The sequence below is a fragment of the Microbulbifer sp. ABM4_008 genome, from assembly GCF_056311705.1.
On sequence record NZ_CM149970.1, the window covers coordinates 85,812 to 104,221 of the forward strand.

14 protein-coding genes are annotated in these 18,410 nt (G+C 49.0%); 6 read left to right on the top strand and 8 right to left on the bottom strand.

Features of this window, described 5'->3' with window-relative positions:
- Positions 1-6: 6 nt before the first annotated feature.
- Positions 7-597, bottom strand: coding sequence for a DUF998 domain-containing protein (locus tag ACYX4J_RS00395; RefSeq protein ID WP_476177628.1), 591 nt, complete (start codon positions 595-597; stop codon positions 7-9).
- A gap of 258 nt (positions 598-855) precedes the next feature.
- On the opposite strand from ACYX4J_RS00395, the gene ACYX4J_RS00400 reads away from it, so the two are divergent.
- Together ACYX4J_RS00400 and ACYX4J_RS00405 are read left to right on the top strand one after the other, a co-directional pair.
- Positions 856-2,244 carry a pyridoxal phosphate-dependent decarboxylase family protein gene (locus ACYX4J_RS00400; protein WP_444926170.1) on the top strand — a complete coding sequence of 463 codons (1,389 nt, stop codon included), beginning with the start codon at positions 856-858 and terminating at the stop codon, positions 2,242-2,244.
- A 278-nt stretch (positions 2,245-2,522) separates the two neighbouring features.
- Entirely contained in the window at positions 2,523-3,464 is a 942-nt protein-coding gene (locus ACYX4J_RS00405) for an alpha/beta fold hydrolase (RefSeq protein ID WP_444906975.1), read from the top strand.
- 70 nt (positions 3,465-3,534) lie between these two features.
- Here the strand turns inward: ACYX4J_RS00405 and ACYX4J_RS00410 are convergent, their stop codons facing one another.
- Entirely contained in the window at positions 3,535-4,320 is a 786-nt protein-coding gene (locus tag ACYX4J_RS00410) for a DUF2884 family protein (protein ID WP_413663664.1), read from the bottom strand.
- A 184-nt stretch (positions 4,321-4,504) separates the two neighbouring features.
- Here ACYX4J_RS00410 and ACYX4J_RS00415 point away from each other — a divergent pair, with 184 nt between their 5' ends.
- The gene (locus ACYX4J_RS00415; RefSeq protein ID WP_476177629.1) at positions 4,505-6,898 is read left to right on the top strand and encodes a zinc-dependent metalloprotease; all 2,394 of its coding nucleotides are present in this window, start codon (positions 4,505-4,507) and stop codon (positions 6,896-6,898) included.
- A gap of 51 nt (positions 6,899-6,949) precedes the next feature.
- Here ACYX4J_RS00415 and ACYX4J_RS00420 read toward each other — a convergent pair whose 3' ends face one another.
- The 3 genes from ACYX4J_RS00420 to ACYX4J_RS00430 all read right to left on the bottom strand — a co-directional run bounded on the left by ACYX4J_RS00420 (position 6,950) and on the right by ACYX4J_RS00430 (position 8,634).
- The gene (locus ACYX4J_RS00420; RefSeq protein WP_476177630.1) at positions 6,950-7,786 is read right to left on the bottom strand and encodes a transglutaminase domain-containing protein; all 837 of its coding nucleotides are present in this window, start codon (positions 7,784-7,786) and stop codon (positions 6,950-6,952) included.
- 4 nt (positions 7,787-7,790) lie between these two features.
- Positions 7,791-8,021 carry a DUF350 domain-containing protein gene (locus tag ACYX4J_RS00425; protein WP_108734840.1) on the bottom strand — a complete coding sequence of 77 codons (231 nt, stop codon included), beginning with the start codon at positions 8,019-8,021 and terminating at the stop codon, positions 7,791-7,793.
- 319 nt (positions 8,022-8,340) lie between these two features.
- Positions 8,341-8,634, bottom strand: a complete 294-nt coding sequence (locus ACYX4J_RS00430) for a putative quinol monooxygenase (RefSeq protein ID WP_476177631.1) — start codon at positions 8,632-8,634, stop codon at positions 8,341-8,343.
- A gap of 201 nt (positions 8,635-8,835) precedes the next feature.
- Here ACYX4J_RS00430 and ACYX4J_RS00435 point away from each other — a divergent pair, with 201 nt between their 5' ends.
- Positions 8,836-9,789, top strand: coding sequence for a LysR family transcriptional regulator (locus ACYX4J_RS00435; RefSeq protein WP_476177632.1), 954 nt, complete (start codon positions 8,836-8,838; stop codon positions 9,787-9,789).
- A gap of 127 nt (positions 9,790-9,916) precedes the next feature.
- Here the strand turns inward: ACYX4J_RS00435 and ACYX4J_RS00440 are convergent, their stop codons facing one another.
- From ACYX4J_RS00440 to ACYX4J_RS00450, 3 genes are all read right to left on the bottom strand, one after another.
- Positions 9,917-11,419, bottom strand: coding sequence for a S8 family serine peptidase (locus tag ACYX4J_RS00440; protein ID WP_444895811.1), 1,503 nt, complete (start codon positions 11,417-11,419; stop codon positions 9,917-9,919).
- 545 nt (positions 11,420-11,964) lie between these two features.
- Complete coding sequence (locus ACYX4J_RS00445) at positions 11,965-14,751, bottom strand: M16 family metallopeptidase (protein WP_476177633.1); 2,787 nt, start codon at positions 14,749-14,751, stop codon at positions 11,965-11,967.
- Between the two features lie 244 nt (positions 14,752-14,995).
- Positions 14,996-15,394, bottom strand: a complete 399-nt coding sequence (locus tag ACYX4J_RS00450) for a globin (protein ID WP_413663658.1) — start codon at positions 15,392-15,394, stop codon at positions 14,996-14,998.
- 590 nt (positions 15,395-15,984) lie between these two features.
- Between ACYX4J_RS00450 and ACYX4J_RS00455 the strand changes: the two genes are divergently transcribed.
- Together ACYX4J_RS00455 and fba are read left to right on the top strand one after the other, a co-directional pair.
- Positions 15,985-17,148, top strand: a complete 1,164-nt coding sequence (locus tag ACYX4J_RS00455) for a phosphoglycerate kinase (RefSeq protein WP_444906980.1) — start codon at positions 15,985-15,987, stop codon at positions 17,146-17,148.
- 89 nt (positions 17,149-17,237) lie between these two features.
- On the top strand, positions 17,238-18,302 hold the full coding sequence (gene fba, locus ACYX4J_RS00460) for a class II fructose-bisphosphate aldolase (protein ID WP_282930878.1): 1,065 nt from the start codon (positions 17,238-17,240) through the stop codon (positions 18,300-18,302).
- Positions 18,303-18,410 lie beyond the last annotated feature (108 nt).

Consider the following 18,410-nt stretch of genomic DNA (forward strand, 5'->3'; position numbering starts at 1 on the left):
TATTTGTCAGTTCGTTATCAGATTAAAGGAAAGCCCCGTTAACCATATCAACTGTGCTCCATAGCTGAGACGTTGGTGCAGACCGGGGTTGGTTTTTTCTTCGTAGGCTTTTTTTAAGGTAACAGTAAAATAGATAGAAGCGAGCAAGCAGGCTGTACTAAATAGTCTGAATTCTATTGAGAAGTAACTACTGAAAGTACTTAGCAATGGCGCAATGAGTAAAGACAACAACATAAGCATCCCCGCCCAGGAGTGTATCTGGCATTCAAGACTAGGGGTTTTTGTATAGGGATCTGCATCCATAGGAAAATAACCCGCAACCCAGGTTCCAATACCGTGGATGATAATTAAAACTCCAATGATGGTAAGTACAACTGGGGCCTGTTCAATTTGAATTATATGCAGGCCAAATAAGAAGAATAATATGCCAAGTGGGTAGTTGTTAATGAGGGGGGAGAGCTTCTGGGTTGGGCTTCCAACGGCTCCTAGTTCGCTACAGAATTGTCTTGAATGGCTATAGCCAGAGTATTTTGCTCCTGCCAATGTAACACCTACAACCATCCATACCAGCGAGATAAACCCCAAGTAAGCAAACACTGTATGAGCCCCGACTGGTTATGTTGGGGCAGAAGATAGCACTAGATAAAAAGTCCTTTCAAGTTAATCCTTGTCTTCAAACGTGCCAGGTTTATTGTTATTTCAACTTTATCTAAAAGCGATTCTTGCCATAAAGATAGGTGTTTTTGTCCTTATTGTTCGTATCGTTTTAATTGATTTTTTATTAGTTTAAGTCTAATAGAGTAATTAATTTTTTATACTAGATCAGGTACTGGAAAAGGAGTTGAGGGGGCGAAGATGGATAATAATGACAGCAAAAATTTTTCTAATGCCATAGAAGTACTATCCCTGGCAGCGCGGTACGCTGAGGAGTATGTTTCCGATATTCGCGATCGCCGCGTAAGTCCGTCCGCCTTTGATATTGATCAAATGCAATTTTTTAACAGCGACTTGGCCCGGGCTGGGGAACCGGCAGAGGCTGTTGTCGAGAGCCTGCATCGTTATGGTTCTCCGGCAACAGTTGCCAGTACCGGTGGGCGATTTTTCGGATTGGTGGTAGGTGGGGCTACGCCAGCTTCTATGGGCGCGGCGGTAATGAACGCCGTTTGGGACCAAGTGGCGGTTCTGGAGGCGTCGGCGCCTTCTGCAATTTATCTGGAGCGTATTGCGGCAAACTGGATATTGGAATTGTTAACCTTGCCGATGGAAAGTAGTGTGGGTTTCACCACAGGGTCATCTATGGCCAATATGGTGTGCTTGGCTGCTGCGCGAAATACGCTTTATCAAAAATTAAATATCGACCTGGCAAAAAGCGGGCTAGCCGGTGCGCCGCCACTGCGTATTGTTGTTTCTGAACAGTCCCATGTCACAGTTCACAAGGCGCTCTCTATTCTTGGATTTGGTATGGATCAGGTGATTAAAGCGCTCTGTGATGAACAGGGGAGGGTGCGAGCAGATACTTTTCCCGAGGTTGATGAAACCACCATTATTTGCCTTCAGGCGGGCAACGTAAACTCCGGCAGTTTTGATCCGTTTGCAGACATAATTCTCGAAGCTAAATCCAAAGGTGCCTGGGTACATGTCGACGGTGCCTTTGGTTTGTGGGCAGCGGCATCTCCAGTGAAATCAGTGTTGACTACTGGAGTAGAACAAGCAGATTCCTGGGCTGTAGATGCTCATAAATGGCTAAATACGCCTTATGACTGCGGTTTGGCAATTTGTCGAAAGCCGGGGGCTGTACACAATGTGATGACAACCCAGGCGCCATACTTGCAAGTGGGATCGCTGGTGCCCCCCAAGGATATGGTGCCAGAATTCTCACGTCGGGCCAGAGGGGTGGAAGTGTGGGCGGCGATTCAGGAGATGGGCCCGAAGGGAGTAGCGGCGATGATTGATCGCTGCTGTATCCATGCCCAGCATCTGTGCGAAGGCTTGGCAGAAATGGGCTATGAGATCCTTAACGATGTAGTGTTAAACCAGGTGGTGGCAACTATTGGCACTGCGGAAGACATTCAAGAGATAGTCAGGACCATACAGGAGGAGGGCGTTTGCTGGTTTGGAACGACTACCTGGAGAGGAAAAGCGGCCCTGCGTATTAGCGTCTGTTCCTGGGCGACTACCGATAATGATATTGCCCTTACCCTGGATGCTATTTGCCGGGCGACGGAGGCTCAGATGTCCAGATAACCCTTTGTGTGACTTGAAGTACTAGGGGGCCTTCTAAAGTAAATAGCACTTAATGTTTACGTCTTTTAGGTCAGGCTGGGGTAGTTGGTGAATTATTTGGAGGCCCTCTTGTTTCCACCTTTGGCGGTAGCAGCCAGTTTCAGTTACGAGAGCCGTCTATCCTTGTTGAATGGGCGCGGATCTGGGCCATTATTTTCAAGCTTTTGCTTGCGGTATTACTATTTCCGCCAACTCAGCCACTTTTTCAGCGCATAAAGGTGAGGGGCTCGGGTAGAACGATGACTTTTTGGCTGGTTTTAATTCTTTTTCTAATTCTACTCTGGCTTCTGTGGATGGCGTTTTGTAGTCCCAGTTTAAGTCGCAATGAGCTACTGAAATTCTCTTTTAATCAACTTACGCTAGCCGGTGGTTTATCCGTTAATTATCGCGAGATGGGGCCAATTGATGGCGTTAATATACTTTGCCTTCACGGTGGTGGTGATTCACTGAGCGCCTGGAATGCCTGGGCGACAAAATTGGTAGAAAAATATCATGTTATTTTGGTGGACTTACCTGGGCATGGATTGACCGACCCGTTACCAGGAGGCACTTATACACCTAAGCATTTTGCCGATTTTATTGCAGAATTTGTCGCAACCCTGAAACTTAGGGACTATGTGATCGCTGGCCATTCATTTGGTGGAAATGGGGTTTTACGCTATTTAACAGGACATCCGAATATACCCAAGGCCGCTATTCTTGTCTCTCCCGGTGGTTATAAATGTGGCAAGGGACTGGAAATGCCTGCTGGTATTGCTCGATTTGCCACCAGCCATTGGGGGCGAAAAATGGTTGCGCACATTGGTAGTCGTGGATTATTGAGAAAAATGCTGGCTTCCAAATTTTTCTACAATCCGCAGGCTCTGCCGGGGGAAATGTTGGAACGAATCTATTTGCTTTCCCGCTATGAGAAGAACCGCGGTACAGCGATCAATTTGGTTGCTAATGCCACAATCAATTTCCAGCCGTTGCCGGACTTGGAGACTATTAAAATTCCAGTTTTATTTATCTGGGGGGCAGAAGATCAAATTATTCCCTTGTCCGTAGGAAAGTATTTCTCTGACAAGTTGCCTAATGGAGAGTTAATCGTGTATCAGAAGATGGGGCATATGTCCCATGTCGAAAATGCTGAACAAAGTGTCACCGACGCAATGGAGTTTTTGCAGCGTCAGGGGCTGTGACAATACTGTGAAAAATTTAAAAAAGAGGCCGCAGTGCGGCCGAGTTTGGGGGGATGAAAATCAAGAGGGCCTAATTGATGACAACCAGGCCGGCTTTCACTATGTCGTAGTGACTGAGTTCTGGTACCTGCTGGTGTAGGTCGCTTTCCAGTCGATCGATGGATTCCAATTGTGTACACAAGCGGTTTGCAGACTGCTCAATACTTTTACCGCGCTGTTCCAGTAAGCGCTCCGCCTCTTCAGTGGCCTGTTCTTCAATGCTTTCCCCGCCGGTAAAGGCAGCTTTGAAGGCATGCCAGGCAATAGTCCCCGCGGACTCCATAGCGAGGCGTTCGATACGGGGTTCAAACTCTTCAGAGATGGTTTTCTCTATATAGTTACCCATTTCCTCGTTTCCCAGCTGGTAGATTTCGCCCTCTCGATTGAGGCGGTCCTCAGTGCGCTGGATCAGGTCGGCGGAAAACTGTTGGAGTTCGAGGATATCCGGGTGGTCCGGCCCGGCGAGGGTGCTGATGGCAATGGATAGGCCATCCATTGCAATATCGACCGCCTCAAGGGTGAGTACCAGTGTGTCGCGACCGGCGATGTGTAGCTGTTGGCGGTATTCCTGAAGTAGTTGCTCCTGCTGAGAATTGAGGGACAGCAACTCACCATCCACTGATAGCTGGTTGGGCAGCTGAAATGTCACCAGTTTTCCGTCTTCCCCATCGACGGTAAAGAAGTCCGGGCCTACTTCAATAGCGTAATTCGTAGACACTGTGCAGGTGCTGGTATCGACATGAAAAGAATCGTGGGCCATTGCCTGGGTACTGATACCGAGGCCTATCAGGGTTGAAAGTGCGATTGGCTTCCACATATGCCGGTTTCCTATTGTGTGTCTTTTCAGTGTGACGCGCCTGAGTCGCCGAACAGATGCAGGCAGCTTGAAATATTTTTCATTTTTTCCTGACGCAGGCCCAGGGAGTGATGGCCAGGCGTGGATGTTCCAGCGGGTATTCTGTATTTTTAGCCCATAACACTTAATAAATTGAGGGTATTCAATGTCCATAAGCAGGCACATTGCCGCACTGTGCTTCTTGATAGTCAGCACAATGGCACAGGCCGGGAGCATCGCGGAGTACACTGCAGGCATGCATAGGCACAGCGGCTTCCACGACTTTTACTGGGACGAGGCTAACGGCCGGGTGTTGCTGGAGATCGATGAGTTTGAGCGCGAGTTGCTCTTGCTCACCGGGCTGGCCCAGGGACTGGGTTCAAACCCTGTGGGCCTGGATCGGAACCAAGTGGGTGAGAGCCGCTTGGTGAAGTTCCAGCATTCGGGTAACAAGGTATTACTGCATCAGGTGAATCTGAAATACCGTGCCCAATCAGCAAATGCGGCTGAGCGCCGCGCGGTTGAGGAAGCTTTCGCTTCGTCCGTACTCTGGGGCTTCAAGGTGCTTGCCCAGAGCGATAAGGCGGTACTGGTGGACTTTACGCCCTTCCTGTTGAGCGATCAGCACGGCATTGCTACACGTCTCAAGGGCGCAGAGCAGGGCAGTTACAGTGTGGATAAGAGCAAATCGGCAATTTATCTGCCCCGCACAAAAAACTTTCCCAAGAACAGTGAGTTTGAGGCCCAGCTAACTTTTGCTGGATCAGCTCCGGGAAACTATCTGCGCGAAGTGGTTCCGACCCCTACATTGGTGTCCCTGCGCCAGCATATCTCCCTGATTGAATTGCCGGATAACGACTATGAGCCCCGCCGTTTTCACAGCCGCAGCGGCTACTTCCCGTTTGCTTATCGAGATTACGCTACGGCGATTGAAGAGCCTCTGGACCAGCGTTATATCTACCGTCATCGACTGGAGAAGAAGGAGGGTAGCGATGAGGTTGTGGAGCCGATTGTTTACTACGTAGATTCCGGAGTGCCTGAGCCGGTGCGCAGCGCCCTGATCGAAGGGGCGAGCTGGTGGGACCAGGCATTCACTGCAGCAGGATTTAAAAATGCGTTTCGCGTAGAGATTCTGCCGGAGGGCGTCGATCCTTTGGATGTTCGCTATAACGTGATCAATTGGGTACACCGCTCCACTCGCGGTTGGTCCTACGGTTATTCAGTTTACGATCCCCGCACCGGCGAAATTCTAAAAGGCAATGTTACCTTGGGGTCCCTGCGTGTTCGCCAGGACTTTCTGATTGCTCAAGGGCTTGTACAGCCCTATCGAGGCGATACTGTCAGTACCGAGCAGCTAAAGAATATGGCCCTGGCCCGTATCCGTCAGCTATCTGCTCACGAAGTAGGCCACACCCTGGGGCTGGCGCACAACTTTGCTGCCAGTAGCGAAGAGCGCGCTTCAGTAATGGATTACCCGGCTCCGCTGGTCTCTCTGCTGGGAGGTAAGTTGGACCTGACAGATGCCTACGCCACTGGCATCGGCAGTTGGGATAAGTTGGCGGTTCGCTATGGCTATGGCGAGAGCGATGATGAAAAAAGTTATCTCGACAGTGTTATCGCTGAGGCCGGGGAACAAGAGCTGCGCTTTATTTCAGACCCGGACTCCCGCACCATCAATAATGCTCACGCAGTTTCACACCTTTGGGACAACGGCACCGACCCATTGACGGAATTCCAGCGGATGGTCGACTTGAGGCGTCATGCCCTGGATAGCTTCTCTGCGGCGGCAGCGCCCTTATCCGCGCCCCGCTCTGACCTGGAAGAGACCCTGGTGCCTGTGTACTACGGTCATCGCTACCAGGCGGAGGCTGTGGGCAAATTGATTGGTGGCTTGGACTATGACTATGTCTACAACGGTACCGATCAAAATAGCTATACCCTGGTGCCCGCAGAGCGACAACAGCGGGCAATTGATGCACTGCTGGATACACTTTCGCCGCAGTTTCTCACCTTGCCAGAGCAGGTCTTGCAGCTGATTCCGCCCAAGTCCTATGGCTACGAACGTACTATCGAGAGCTTCCCCTCATATACGGGGGTAGCTTTTGATGGGGTGGCTCTGGCGGAAGCGGCTGCTGGGCATACGCTATCAATCCTGATGGACCCGCAGCGCGCGGCGCGAATGAATCAACAGAGTGCCCGCAGCAGTGAGGTACCGGGGTTTGCTAGCCTATTGCAGCGCTTGAGCGCACTGGCTCTGCAGGGTGAGGGTTATACCGGTCTGCAGGCGAGTGTGCACCAGCGGGTTAATCATGCCTATATCGAGCAGTTGATGTTACTGGCCAGTAATGCAAAGGCAGACGAATCAGTGCGGGCCAAAGCGCATTTGGAGCTGGCAAAACTTCTTCAGGAAATTGGTTCTATGCGGCTGTTTGGCGATGATCCTGAGGGCTATAGTGCGCACTATTACTATGAGGCACAGCGCATCGATGCCTTTAAGCAGGGCAAGCTGGAAGTAAAACCTGGTGCGGTTAAAGCGTTGCCGCCAGGATCTCCGATCTGATCTGAAACGGATAAAAGGGGGTGGGCTGTAAACGCTCACCCCCTTTGGGCATTAACCGCGAATAAACTGGGACTTCTTTACCCAGTGATTTCCTCGGTACTGTCGAGTGGGGGTTGGGTTTTTCTTCGCCCAGAAAAAGTGGCGGTTAAACTGAAATTCCGCATCGTAACCCTCCGCCAGCGCTGCCAGGGGCATGGCTTGCCAGCTGGTCTGGCGGCGTTTGCTGGTTGCCTCCAGCAGGTACTCTTGATCGTTCAAGATGGCCACTACCCAGGCGTGACCCTGACCTTTATGGGTTCCGAGTGCCACCCGCGCATCAACTCCCAATTCGATCAGCCAATCTGCCAGTAAAATAGCGTGGTCTTCACAGTCACCACGCTTTTGGTAATAGGCCTGCCGGGATGTTTGCCAAATGTCTGACAAACCGGCGTATTGCAGGTGATCGTATTGGTACTCTTTATTCATAGCCAGTGTATAAAGAGGCACCCAAAGCTGTTGAGTCTTAAAGGGCTTGAACCCCACCAGGTAGCTGTTGGCAAAGTGGTGTTGCTGGTCCAGTCCCCGGGCGGAAGCTGTCGCCGCCTCAATTCCCTGCCAGTTCCACACTGAGACATGAGCGCTCTCTTCCAGTGAACGTTTGTCGACTACTTTCTGGATGGTTTTTTCTTCCAGAGGATAGCGGGTACCCACCACTCGCACTACACCTTGTTGTGAGTCCACAATACTGGCTAACTGACTGCCGCTGCTACCAAAGCTCCGTAAATTATCGGAAAGGGGGGGGGCCTGTGTGCTTTTAGTTGGCGGCTCCTGTGTATTAGCTGGCCGTACAAGTTCAGGGGTGATTAGTGCGAGGGAAAGTATCAGTGTGATAGCCAGCCACTTGCGCATAGTGCTATCCCTTGAGGCCAAACGAAATAATGATGGCAACAAATATCAATATGGTTGATGCAAATATAGATACGGCGATATTGCCATTTTTTAGCTCGCCTTCGATATCTACAGAGCGAAGCAGTTTCTTATCAATGGTAATTAGTGCGGTGATACCAATAAATAACGCTAGCAGCGTATAAATCAGGTTAATGCCCAGGTTAAACAGGGTTGCCGTTAAAAATTCCAGTTCCATAAATCCTTCTGGCTAATAATGTTTATTAGTGATTGTTAATGGAATAATTTAAGCATAGGGTCTGATTGAGTGCAAAGGATGACCGACCCAGATAAACCGACAGCTGAATTCATAGGTGATTATCAACCTTAATTGGCAATCCGTACTTGTTGATTAGTATTTTATTTGGCTGGGTTGCTATTGGGGAATAGCTCTAGACGAAGAGTTGCTCCGTCGAAGGGCTTTTACGCTTAATTTACCGGGAAAACCTTTTGAAAAAGTGTATTTACTAGCTCGGTGTGTTATCCAGGCGGGAACCTGGATAACACACCGAGTTTGATTAGTTATCAATCTCGGTCATTTCATTCAATACAAACTCTTCAACGGCGCCCTTGGTTGCCTTCATATAGTCTTCCAGGTGCTTATTGTTCATGTGGGTTTGCCACAGATCGCGAGTTTCCCAATTTTCATAAAACAGGAAGTGTGCAGGATTGTCATTGTCTTGATGAAGGTTGTAATTAATGCAACCAGCTTCTGCTCGTGTTGTATTAATGAGTTTTAACAATTCAGATTTCACCAGGTCAATTTTGTCGGCCTTGGCTTTAATGTTGGCAACGATAGTGAGCCTGCTCATGTGAACACCTCTTTGTTTCAATATGTGTTGGATTAAGGTTTGTACTCTTTTCCTTGATCCTTTCAGAGGAGACCTAGTGAACAGCTTAGCTGCCTCCTGGGTAAGGACTGGGATGTCGAGCCGATGAAGTCATTCTAGATCTAGATTGCATCGCTAGAAACACTATAATCTTTGAATCTTTATCAAAAATATATTGAAAATATGCAGCTTGAAGACTTGAGGGTCATTCTTAAAGTGGCCGAGTTTCGCAGTATCACTGCGGCCGCCGCCAGTCTCGACTTACGCACTGCAACTGCCAGCGCAGCGATCAAGCGCGTGGAGAGCGCGCTGGGAGCGGACTTGTTTATTCGCACTACGCGGCAATTGCGGCTATCCAGTGCTGGGGAAAGGTTTATTCCCAAATGTGAGGAGGCCCTCCTGACTTTGGACCTCGCCCGGCAAAATCTCAAGGAAGACAGCGGTCAGATAGATGGCGAGCTTCGCATAGGTGCATCCTCGGACCTGGGAAGGAACCTCGTAACTCCTTGGTTAGATCAATTGTTGCAGGAGCACCCGGGGCTGAGTCTAAGAGTGAATATCAGTGATAGCCAAGTGGACTTTTACCGGGATCCTGTGGATATCGCGTTGCGCTACGGCCCCCCAGCGGATGCCAACCTGTATGGTTTTAAGATTTGTGACGTGCCCCGTTTATTGTGTGCAACCCCGGCCTACTTACAGGAAAAGGGTTCCCCGAAAACACCGGAGGATCTCTCCGCACATAATGGCCTTTTTTATCAGCTTCACGAGATTGTGCACAATAATTGGGAATTTTTTCGGGGCGAAGAGATATACAAGATACGTATGTCTGGGAACAGGTCGTCAAATGACGGTGACCTGGTGCGACGTTGGTGTACCTCTGGCTATGGACTTGCCATTAAGTCATGTCTGGATATGTCTGCGGATTTACTTTCCGGTCAGGTAGTGGCCACTCTGCGAGACTATAAACCCAAGGCGACGGAGCTATGGTTGGTATCTCCGGGGAGGCAGTCAATAACACCGACGGTACGATTAGTGCGCGACACTTTGAGAGAACGGTGTTCGGGCGTTTTAAAGCAGCTGCTCGCTGAGGGATTACTCTCTGAGAGCGATTTCAGTACGGGGGTGGATATATCTTGAGTCCCAAATAGTTTCTTAACCCTGTGGCTATCTATAAAAACTCTCAACAGGTTTTTCTCGGTTCTGGCAAAGGAAAGGGGAGCTTTGCTCCCCTTTCTTGTTTAAGCCCTAGTTAATCCGAATGGGATCAGGAGCCGGAGCAGCCGTAGGTATCCAGGTAGTCATAGGCTGCTTTTGCCTGGACGAGGCCGTAGCCGTAAGCATTATCTCTTCCCGCATCACCGAGATCTTCCGCTGTGGCTGTAAGGGCGTTGCGGATCTCTGTATTGCTACAGTTGGGGAAGTGGCTCCATACCAATGCGGCAACACCGGCAACGTGTGGGGTAGCCATGGAAGTGCCATTGAAATATTCGTAGCTTGTAGCCTCATTTTCCAAATCTACGCTGGCACTCAGCTGCGTGAGTAGAGTTGCACCGTCAGTGTCAGAAATACCAACCGAGGGAATAGTGGTTACAGTATCGCTCAGGGTTGCGCTGGAGAGTAATCCCTCTTCATTGTTGTAAATAATCGCTCCGATACCACCACCGGACTCACAATTTAAAACTTTCTCCGCAAAGCTGATATTGCCGCGAGCAATCAGGCAAATCTTACCTGCCGCACTGGTGCAAGCGGATTCAGCCGTACCACAGTCTTCCATTGAACCGGTGATTGCACCAGCTGGGGTGCCTGATATTGGGGCCGATTCGATGTCAACACTGCCGACGGTTAAGCTAGAAATTCTGCCAGTATCAGTGGGAACAGAAGATAGAACCTGTACTCCGGGGGCGGAAAGTTCTACCTGGTCAGTCTGCTGAGAGGAGGACCAGATAGCTTTATCGCTATCGATCGCGCCGACGGATACAACGGAAGAGTATGAGGCTGGATAGGAGTGCGCGGTGTTGCCGTCGTTTCCGGCTGCCGCGATGGACAGGATTCCCTGACGATTTAGATTGTTAAAGGTTCGTCTTTCGAGGAAGTTGGCACTTTCACCGCCCAAACTCATATTGATGATGTTGGCACCATTGTCGGCACAAACCTCTGCGGCTGCCATTAGGGAGGAGGAGTAGGCCCAGCCGTCGCCATCAAACACTTTTACAATATGCAGGTTAATATTACTGCTGGGCATCACGCCAACGACACCGGTACCATTATTCATCGCAGCGATAGTACCGGCTACATGGGTGCCGTGACCGCTTTGATCTTCATACCAGTTACCTGCGCCGCTTGGGTCACTGGTACCAGTGACGGCGTTTCCGGATAAATCTTCGTGAACTAGGTCGTAGCCGGAATCAATAATACAGACTGTGCGGTTGCCGGCCTGAGTATCACCTAGTTGATCTGCCTGCACCATGGTGATCCCGTAGGGGGTTTCCTGGGACATGGGATACCGCTTAACGTCTTCTTCAATAAAAGCAACATCCGGGTTCGAGCGCATTTCTTTTAGGGTGGTTGCAGACATATGTGCTGCCATCGCATTCTGGCGGCGTATTTCAAGAGCCTGTCTTCCGCCTCTCTTCTTCATAAAGGACTTAACGGATTCGCCTTTACCCTGCTTGAAAGTCACGATATAACGCTTGTCCTCAGCAGTGGCGTTGCCGGTTACGGCGAGCGCTAAAATGCTGGCTGCAAATACAGACAAGGATTTATTCATTGGATGCTCCTGAAGATTTCTATGTTTATTGTTGCTTTTATCGACGTTCTAATTTCAAGTTTTTTTACTTGTTGATATTTACTTGGGCGTCGAAGAGGAGAATTTATCAGGCTTTTCTTGTCGTATGAATAATTATTTTTAAGTTGTTGTTATTTATATTTTAACATTGGCTTTACATTTTGTTTATTTTTAACTTTTTAAGGATGTTTTTAATTTTTCTTAAGTGTAATCGCAGATTTTGTTTTTGGTTTGCTAGATTTTTAGGTTGTTTCTATTTCTGGAGCTGTTGGAATTTTAAAATTGAAGCTCTGATTGTCATGCTGATATTTAAGGATGGATGTTGTGAGCTGGAGCAAGGAATTCTAATTTGAATGCGGCATGTCAATTGTTTTTTACTAGGTGAGTGGTATTAAGGGGGGGATTTTTAATTGGTGTTCATCTGTTTGGACGATATGAGGCGACCAGTCATGCGTGGGAGTGCAGGCTGGCCGCTATCGCTAGCTTTTATCCTTCCTCGGTCGAAGGTGCGCTAGGTAAATCCTTATCTATTTGAGCTCGCTAACAGATCCCATACCAAGTTTACCAATTTTATCCTTTATCTTGGTTTTGTCTCCAACGATAATCCAGGTAAATTGATCAACTTTTAGAGTGTCTATAGCAAGTGAGCGGATCGAAGGTAGATCAACATTGCGAACTTCACTTGCATAATTTTCCATATAATTCAAAGGCCGATTATAGGTGACCATTTCTGAAATGGCTCCTGATACAGCTTGAACTGTTTCAAAACGGCCGGGCAATTCATTGATTCGCTTGTCTTTAATTTTTTGCAGCTCGTCTTCTTTTGCTGGAGAATCGCCGACATAGGCTTTGAGCTCTTTATAAAGCTCTTTTAAAGATTCACTAGTCTTGTCCGTTTGAACCGGTGCATAGACTAAGAGCGGTTGCTGTCCTTTGGCCCCAGTCATAAAAGAATAGGCTCCATAAGCCCAGTGCTTATCCTCTCGCAAATTCATATTAATTCGCGCGGTAAAAGTGCCTCCAAATATATCGTTCATCATATGTAAGGCTTCTCGCTGTGGCATCGTTTCCGACGGAGCCAAGAGACCGCCAATAATTATGCTCTGTTCAGCTCCCGGCTTATCAATTAGATAAATGCTGGTTTTTTCTGGGTGCGCAACCTGTTGTAGGTTCTTTGTAGGTAGCGGCTCTTCGGGTGCTTTCCATTCCGCAAAGTGCTGCTCTAATTTTTCTGTCAGATCTCCCATGCTGACATCTCCGACTGCAACCAGAGTGGCATTATCGGGGCGCATCCAGGTTTTATGGTAATTTACCAGGTCTTCGCGATTCAGGGAGCTGATAGAGCTTTCTGTTCCCGAACCAGTGAGAGGAACTGCATAAGCGTGTCCTTCACCATATAAAAGTGGTGGCAGATTTCGCAAAGCCATGTTTACTGGTTGGGTTTTTTCCTGCTGAATACCTGCTATCCACCGAGCACGTTTCCGCTCAATCTCTTCATCGGAATAGGCTGGGTGCATTACGATATCTGCAAACAAAGATATGGAGCTGTCGAGATTGCTTTTTAATGCATTGAGGCGTACAGAAGATATGTCAATATCTGAACCAGCTGAGATTCTGGCCCCTAATATTTCTGCTTTGGCATCAATCTCTAAGGCGCTTAGTTTTGTAGTTCCTTCCTTTAGCATGGACATGGCATAGCTAGAGGTTCCCAACTTAACACCCTGATCTGCAGCGTAACCGGCATCAAATATAAGACGAATATCGACTACTGGCGCAGAGTCGCGTTGGGCCAGAATCACTTTTAGACCGTTAGAGAGTTCCGTTGTCTGTAATTCTGGAAATGGGATGCTGGGGAATTCACCGGTATCGGGTAATTTAGACCTATCTGCACCAGTCTCGGAAGTAGTGTATTTGGGAAAGGGGTGTACTTCCAGATTGTAATCACCACTGGAAAGCCATTTTACTGCGGCTTCTTTTACCTGCTTGGGGCTAGTGTTTTGCATTTTGGTTAACGCTTCCAGGTAAGCGTTGGGGTTGTCGAGGTATAGTTCACCTCGCGCCAAAATTACGCCCTTACCGCCCCAGCCACCTACTTGCTCGAGGTTGCGTGCTTGGGATGCATAGTGGCTCATATTAACCCTTGCAAGTTCCTCTTTGCTTGGACCTTCCTTGAGAAAACGTTGTAGTTCTTCCTCAATGGCGGCCTCTACTGTTGCGAGTTCAATCCCGGGTTTAACATCGGCAACAATAGGGAAGATGGAAGACAGTTCAAATTCATGCAGCCCAATATTAACTTTGGTAGCGATTTGATCTTCGTATACGAGGCGTTGGTAAAGCCGGGAGTTTTTTCCATCTCCCAAAACTGCTGCTGCCAGGGCAATAGCTCCAGCATCGTCGTGAGCTAGATTAGGGGTATTCCAGACTTTATAAAGACGCGATTGAGCAACTTGATCAAACATCTGCTCACGGCTGGACTGATCTCGCTTGGCAATCCATGCTTTTTTCTTGATAAGTGGAGGGCCGGAGGGAATGTCGCCAAAGAAATGGGTTGCTTTTTCTTTTGCTGTTTCTACATCAATATCACCGGCGAGTACTAATACGGTATTAGCTGCGCCGTAATACTGCTTAAACCATTCGTGAACATCTTCTAGAGAAGCTGCATTCAGATCTTCCATTGAGCCGATGGTGGTCCAGGAGTAGGGATGCCCAGCTGGATAAATAGCTTTCTGCATCCGTTCCCATACTTTCCCATAGGGCTGATTCTGGCCTTGGCGCTTCTCATTCTGCACAACGCCTCGTTGCTCATCTAGTTTCTCTTGGGTAATTGCGCCCAATAGATGACCCATCCGGTCAGACTCCATCCATAGAGCCATGTCTAAGGCATTGGTGGGTACTGTCTCGAAGTAATTTGTGCGATCTAGCCAGGTGGTGCCATTCATGCCCGTTGCACCAGCCAGTTCAAACGGTTTAAAAAACTCGTCATTGTAGTTTTCTGAACCATTGAACATCAGGTGTTCAAACAAGTGCGCAAACCCTGTTCTCCCAGGCTTTTCATCTTTTGAGCCAACGTGATACCAGACACCCACGGAAACAATAGGAGCCTTGCGATCCTCGTGGACGATTACACGCAGGCCATTGGGAAGGGTAAACTTCTCATAATCTATTTTCAGGGACTCAAACTTATTTTCTAACTTCTCGGAGATAAACGGGTCTTTTTTGATCTCGGGATTTTTATTATTTTGGGGAGCATCACTGCAAGCTGAGAGCGTAATAGAGAGCACTAATGGAATGCCGTACTTCCGTACCGTTTTCATAATAGTTTCCTTGTCCCCTTTTTCCTTCAGGAGAGAGTTATCGTTCCATGGCATTAGTTTTTATAGTTCTAAACTGGCATTAGATGATTTTCTTTGTACTTCTATTAAATTTGATTTGGAACCCCAAACCAGCATTAGTAAACCCTGCATTGATATAAGCAGAGAAAAGCTGCCAGAAAGCTTGATAATAAATGGCCGGCTTGAGGCTTAGCAAATTTAAGTTGTACTTTTTGGAGAGTACAACTCAGTAGGCTTGGCGTATGATTTCTATACCCGGAAGGATTGCTCGATTCCAGGCAGCGTCAACTTCTGGCGAGTATTCCTCGTCGTGTTGCCTAATGGTGGCGAGGAGTGCGTCGAGCCAGAGGCGATACCATTCTGGGCGGATATTATAGCCATTGCGGTCGTGGCTTTTACCCAGAGCGCGCAGCTTGGTGTCTGGCATGCCGCGTGAATAAAGTACCAGCTGCATAATGCCGTTACGCAAAAGATGGCGCTGGGCCTTCATATCTGTATTGGCAAAGAGCTGACGAATGTCTGTAGAACTTCCCATAAATCGATCATAAAAATCCACAAAAAATTGTTCTTTATTACAGCAACGCCCATAGCTTTGGAAAACGATATCACTATCCGTTGGTTGCATCGTTTTGTTTACCTCTTATGTTGGCCACCCTTGGTTTTTACAATTGAGCGGCCTCTGTGATTAATGTGCATTTTGGAGGGGGGCGGCGATTCTATCGATCGAGCTTGGGTGCGGGAAGAGTAATTTGGCTGTTAATGCGTGTTATCTGGCGTAATTAAAAAGTAGTTCTCAACCGGCGAATTGCTAAATCGCCATTGTCACTTTGGGCTCCAATCAGCTTTCTCCTCGTCGCTAGATGCCGATCGTGAGCCCCACAGCATATGTATGGACCCTTATAGCTACTGAAATAGCGGGGCGATTGCGACAGTATCGTGAGAAAATCTAAAGTTGCTATAAAGCTGTTTGAAAATTGGCTCCAGGTGTCATCTTGAATGGGAGTGATTGCTCGCTTACAGCGCAAGTCAAGGGCGATAAGCATCGACTACAACTGATTATATGACCCAGAAGACAGTAACAACTGCGCTAATAATGCGTAGATTGGCTGTTATAACAACGTATTCCCCTGTTTTTAATATCGGCATCGATAGGTTCCAGTTGATATAATCGCCGCCCACATTTTTCAGTTAATCGAAGTAGAAGAGGATTGGCTAATGGCGGTCAAACTGATGGCAGATCTCGATCTCGCTGGTAAGCGCTTACTTATCCGTGAGGACCTGAATGTACCGGTTAAGGACGGTCGTGTAACTTCCGATGCACGTATTCGCGCGGCACTACCGACGATAAAAGCCGCTATCGAAGCCGGGGCTAAAGTGCTGTTGATGTCCCATCTGGGGCGCCCCACAGAGGGGGAGTACGCGGAAGAATTCTCCCTGGCCCCTGTTGCTGCACACCTGGGTGAGCTGTTGGGCCGTGATGTGGCGCTGGTCAAAGAGTGGCGCGATGGCGTTGAACTGGCCGATGGGGAAGTTGCCCTGCTGGAAAATGTACGTTTCAACAGCGGTGAAAAAAAGGACGATGAGTCTCTGGCAAAGGCCTATGCGCAATTGTGCGACATCTTCGTGATGGATGCCTTTGGTACTGCCCACCGGGCCCAGGCTTCCACCCATGGTGTGGCTAAATTTGCCCCGGTTGCTTGCGCCGGCCCTCTGTTGGCTGCTGAGCTGGACGCATTGGAGAAAGCCCTGGCTGAACCGGCGCGCCCGCTGGTTGCTATTGTTGGTGGTTCCAAAGTTTCTACAAAATTGACGGTACTCGAAAGCCTGGCTGACAAAGTCGATCAGCTGATTGTTGGTGGTGGTATTGCCAATACCTTCCTGGCAGCCAGCGGCAAGCCAGTGGGCAAGTCCCTTTGCGAGCACGATCTGGTAGATACCGCCAAGGCCCTGATGCAGAAGTGTGATATTCCTGTGCCAACTGATGTCGTCACAGGTAAAGAGTTCAGTGAATCCGCCGCAGCGGAAACCAAAAGTGCCGATGCTGTGGTTGAAGACGATATGATTTTTGATATCGGTCCGAAATCCTCCGAGCAACTGGAAGATATTCTCAGCAGTGCGAAAACCATTATCTGGAATGGTCCTGTAGGTGTGTTTGAATTTGACCAGTTTGGCAACGGTACCGAGCACCTCTCTAAAGCCATTGCCGAGAGCGCAGCGTTTTCTATAGCTGGTGGCGGCGACACCCTGGCAGCTGTGGATAAGTATGGCATTGCCGACAAGGTTTCCTATATCTCCACGGGTGGCGGTGCCTTCCTTGAATATGTTGAAGGTAAGAAGCTTCCAGCGGTCGCTATACTGGAAAGCCGCGCACAAGACTAAATAACGAAAAATAAGGCCTGTCGCAATTTGCAGGCAGGTCATAAAAGCAAAAATACAAATACTACGAGTAGACGAGAAAGGAATTAATTATGGCTCTTATCAGCCTGCGCCAAATGTTGGACCATGCCGCAGAGCATGGCTACGGTGTACCCGCATTTAATGTAAACAATCTAGAGCAGATGCGTGCGATTATGGAAGCGGCCAAAGAGACCGATTCTCCAGTAATCGTTCAAGCTTCTGCGGGCGCCCGCAAGTACGCCGGCGCTCCCTTCCTGCGCCACCTTATCCTTGCGGCTATTGAGGAGTTCCCTGAGATCCCGGTAGTTATGCACCAGGATCACGGCACCAGCCCCGCCGTTTGCCAGCGCTCTATCCAACTGGGCTTTAGCTCAGTGATGATGGACGGCTCCCTTGAGGAAGACGGCAAGACCCCGGCTTCTTACGAGTACAACGTAGATGTCACCAAGCGCGCGGTGGATATGGCCCACGCCTGTGGTGTTTCTGTTGAAGGTGAGCTGGGCTGCCTGGGTTCCCTGGAAACCGGTATGGCTGGAGAGGAAGATGGTGTTGGCGCTGAGGGCAAGTTGTCCCACGACCAGCTGCTGACCGATCCGGAAGAGGCCGCTGACTTCGTACAGAAAACCAAGGTGGATGCCCTGGCAATTGCCTGTGGTACCAGCCACGGTGCTTACAAGTTTACTCGTCCGCCCACAGGGGACATCCTGGCCATCGACCGTATCAAAGAGATTCACGCTCGTATTCCAGGCACCCACCTGGTAATGCACGGTTCCTCTTCTGTACCCCAGGAGTGGCTGGCTGTAATCAATGAGTTTGGTGGTGAGATCCCGGAAACCTACGGCGTTCCTGTTGAGCAGATCTGTGAAGGTATCAAGTACGGTGTGCGCAAGGTCAATATCGATACCGACCTGCGTTTGGCCTCGACTGGTGCCACACGTCGCTTCCTGGCTCAGAACCCATCTGAGTTTGACCCGCGTAAGTTCTACAAAGCCGCTATGCAAGCGATGAAGGAAATCTGTATCGCTCGTTATGAGGCGTTTGGCACTGCTGGTAATGCCAGCAAGATTCGCCCTGTTAGCCTCGATGTTATGAGCGAACGCTATGCTGCCGGTGAGCTGGAGCCGCAAATCAAGTAACAGTCTTCCACTGTTGCGAAGAGGTGGGCTCTATGCCCACCTTTTTCTTTTCAGGTTGTCTTTCCCGCTACGATATCACTACCCCTACCGCCAAAATGCAGTACCATT

Coding starts and splice junctions, on each gene's coding strand:
- ACYX4J_RS00420 (WP_476177630.1), bottom strand. CDS start 7,786: ATGCGCAAGTGGCTGGCTATCACACTGATACTTTCCCTCGCACTAATC.
- ACYX4J_RS00405 (WP_444906975.1), top strand. CDS start 2,523: ATGACTTTTTGGCTGGTTTTAATTCTTTTTCTAATTCTACTCTGGCTT.
- ACYX4J_RS00410 (WP_413663664.1), bottom strand. CDS start 4,320: ATGTGGAAGCCAATCGCACTTTCAACCCTGATAGGCCTCGGTATCAGT.
- ACYX4J_RS00435 (WP_476177632.1), top strand. CDS start 8,836: ATGCAGCTTGAAGACTTGAGGGTCATTCTTAAAGTGGCCGAGTTTCGC.
- ACYX4J_RS00455 (WP_444906980.1), top strand. CDS start 15,985: ATGGCGGTCAAACTGATGGCAGATCTCGATCTCGCTGGTAAGCGCTTA.
- ACYX4J_RS00400 (WP_444926170.1), top strand. CDS start 856: ATGGATAATAATGACAGCAAAAATTTTTCTAATGCCATAGAAGTACTA.
- ACYX4J_RS00440 (WP_444895811.1), bottom strand. CDS start 11,419: ATGAATAAATCCTTGTCTGTATTTGCAGCCAGCATTTTAGCGCTCGCC.
- ACYX4J_RS00445 (WP_476177633.1), bottom strand. CDS start 14,751: ATGAAAACGGTACGGAAGTACGGCATTCCATTAGTGCTCTCTATTACG.
- ACYX4J_RS00425 (WP_108734840.1), bottom strand. CDS start 8,021: ATGGAACTGGAATTTTTAACGGCAACCCTGTTTAACCTGGGCATTAAC.
- ACYX4J_RS00430 (WP_476177631.1), bottom strand. CDS start 8,634: ATGAGCAGGCTCACTATCGTTGCCAACATTAAAGCCAAGGCCGACAAA.
- ACYX4J_RS00450 (WP_413663658.1), bottom strand. CDS start 15,394: ATGCAACCAACGGATAGTGATATCGTTTTCCAAAGCTATGGGCGTTGC.
- fba (WP_282930878.1), top strand. CDS start 17,238: ATGGCTCTTATCAGCCTGCGCCAAATGTTGGACCATGCCGCAGAGCAT.
- ACYX4J_RS00415 (WP_476177629.1), top strand. CDS start 4,505: ATGTCCATAAGCAGGCACATTGCCGCACTGTGCTTCTTGATAGTCAGC.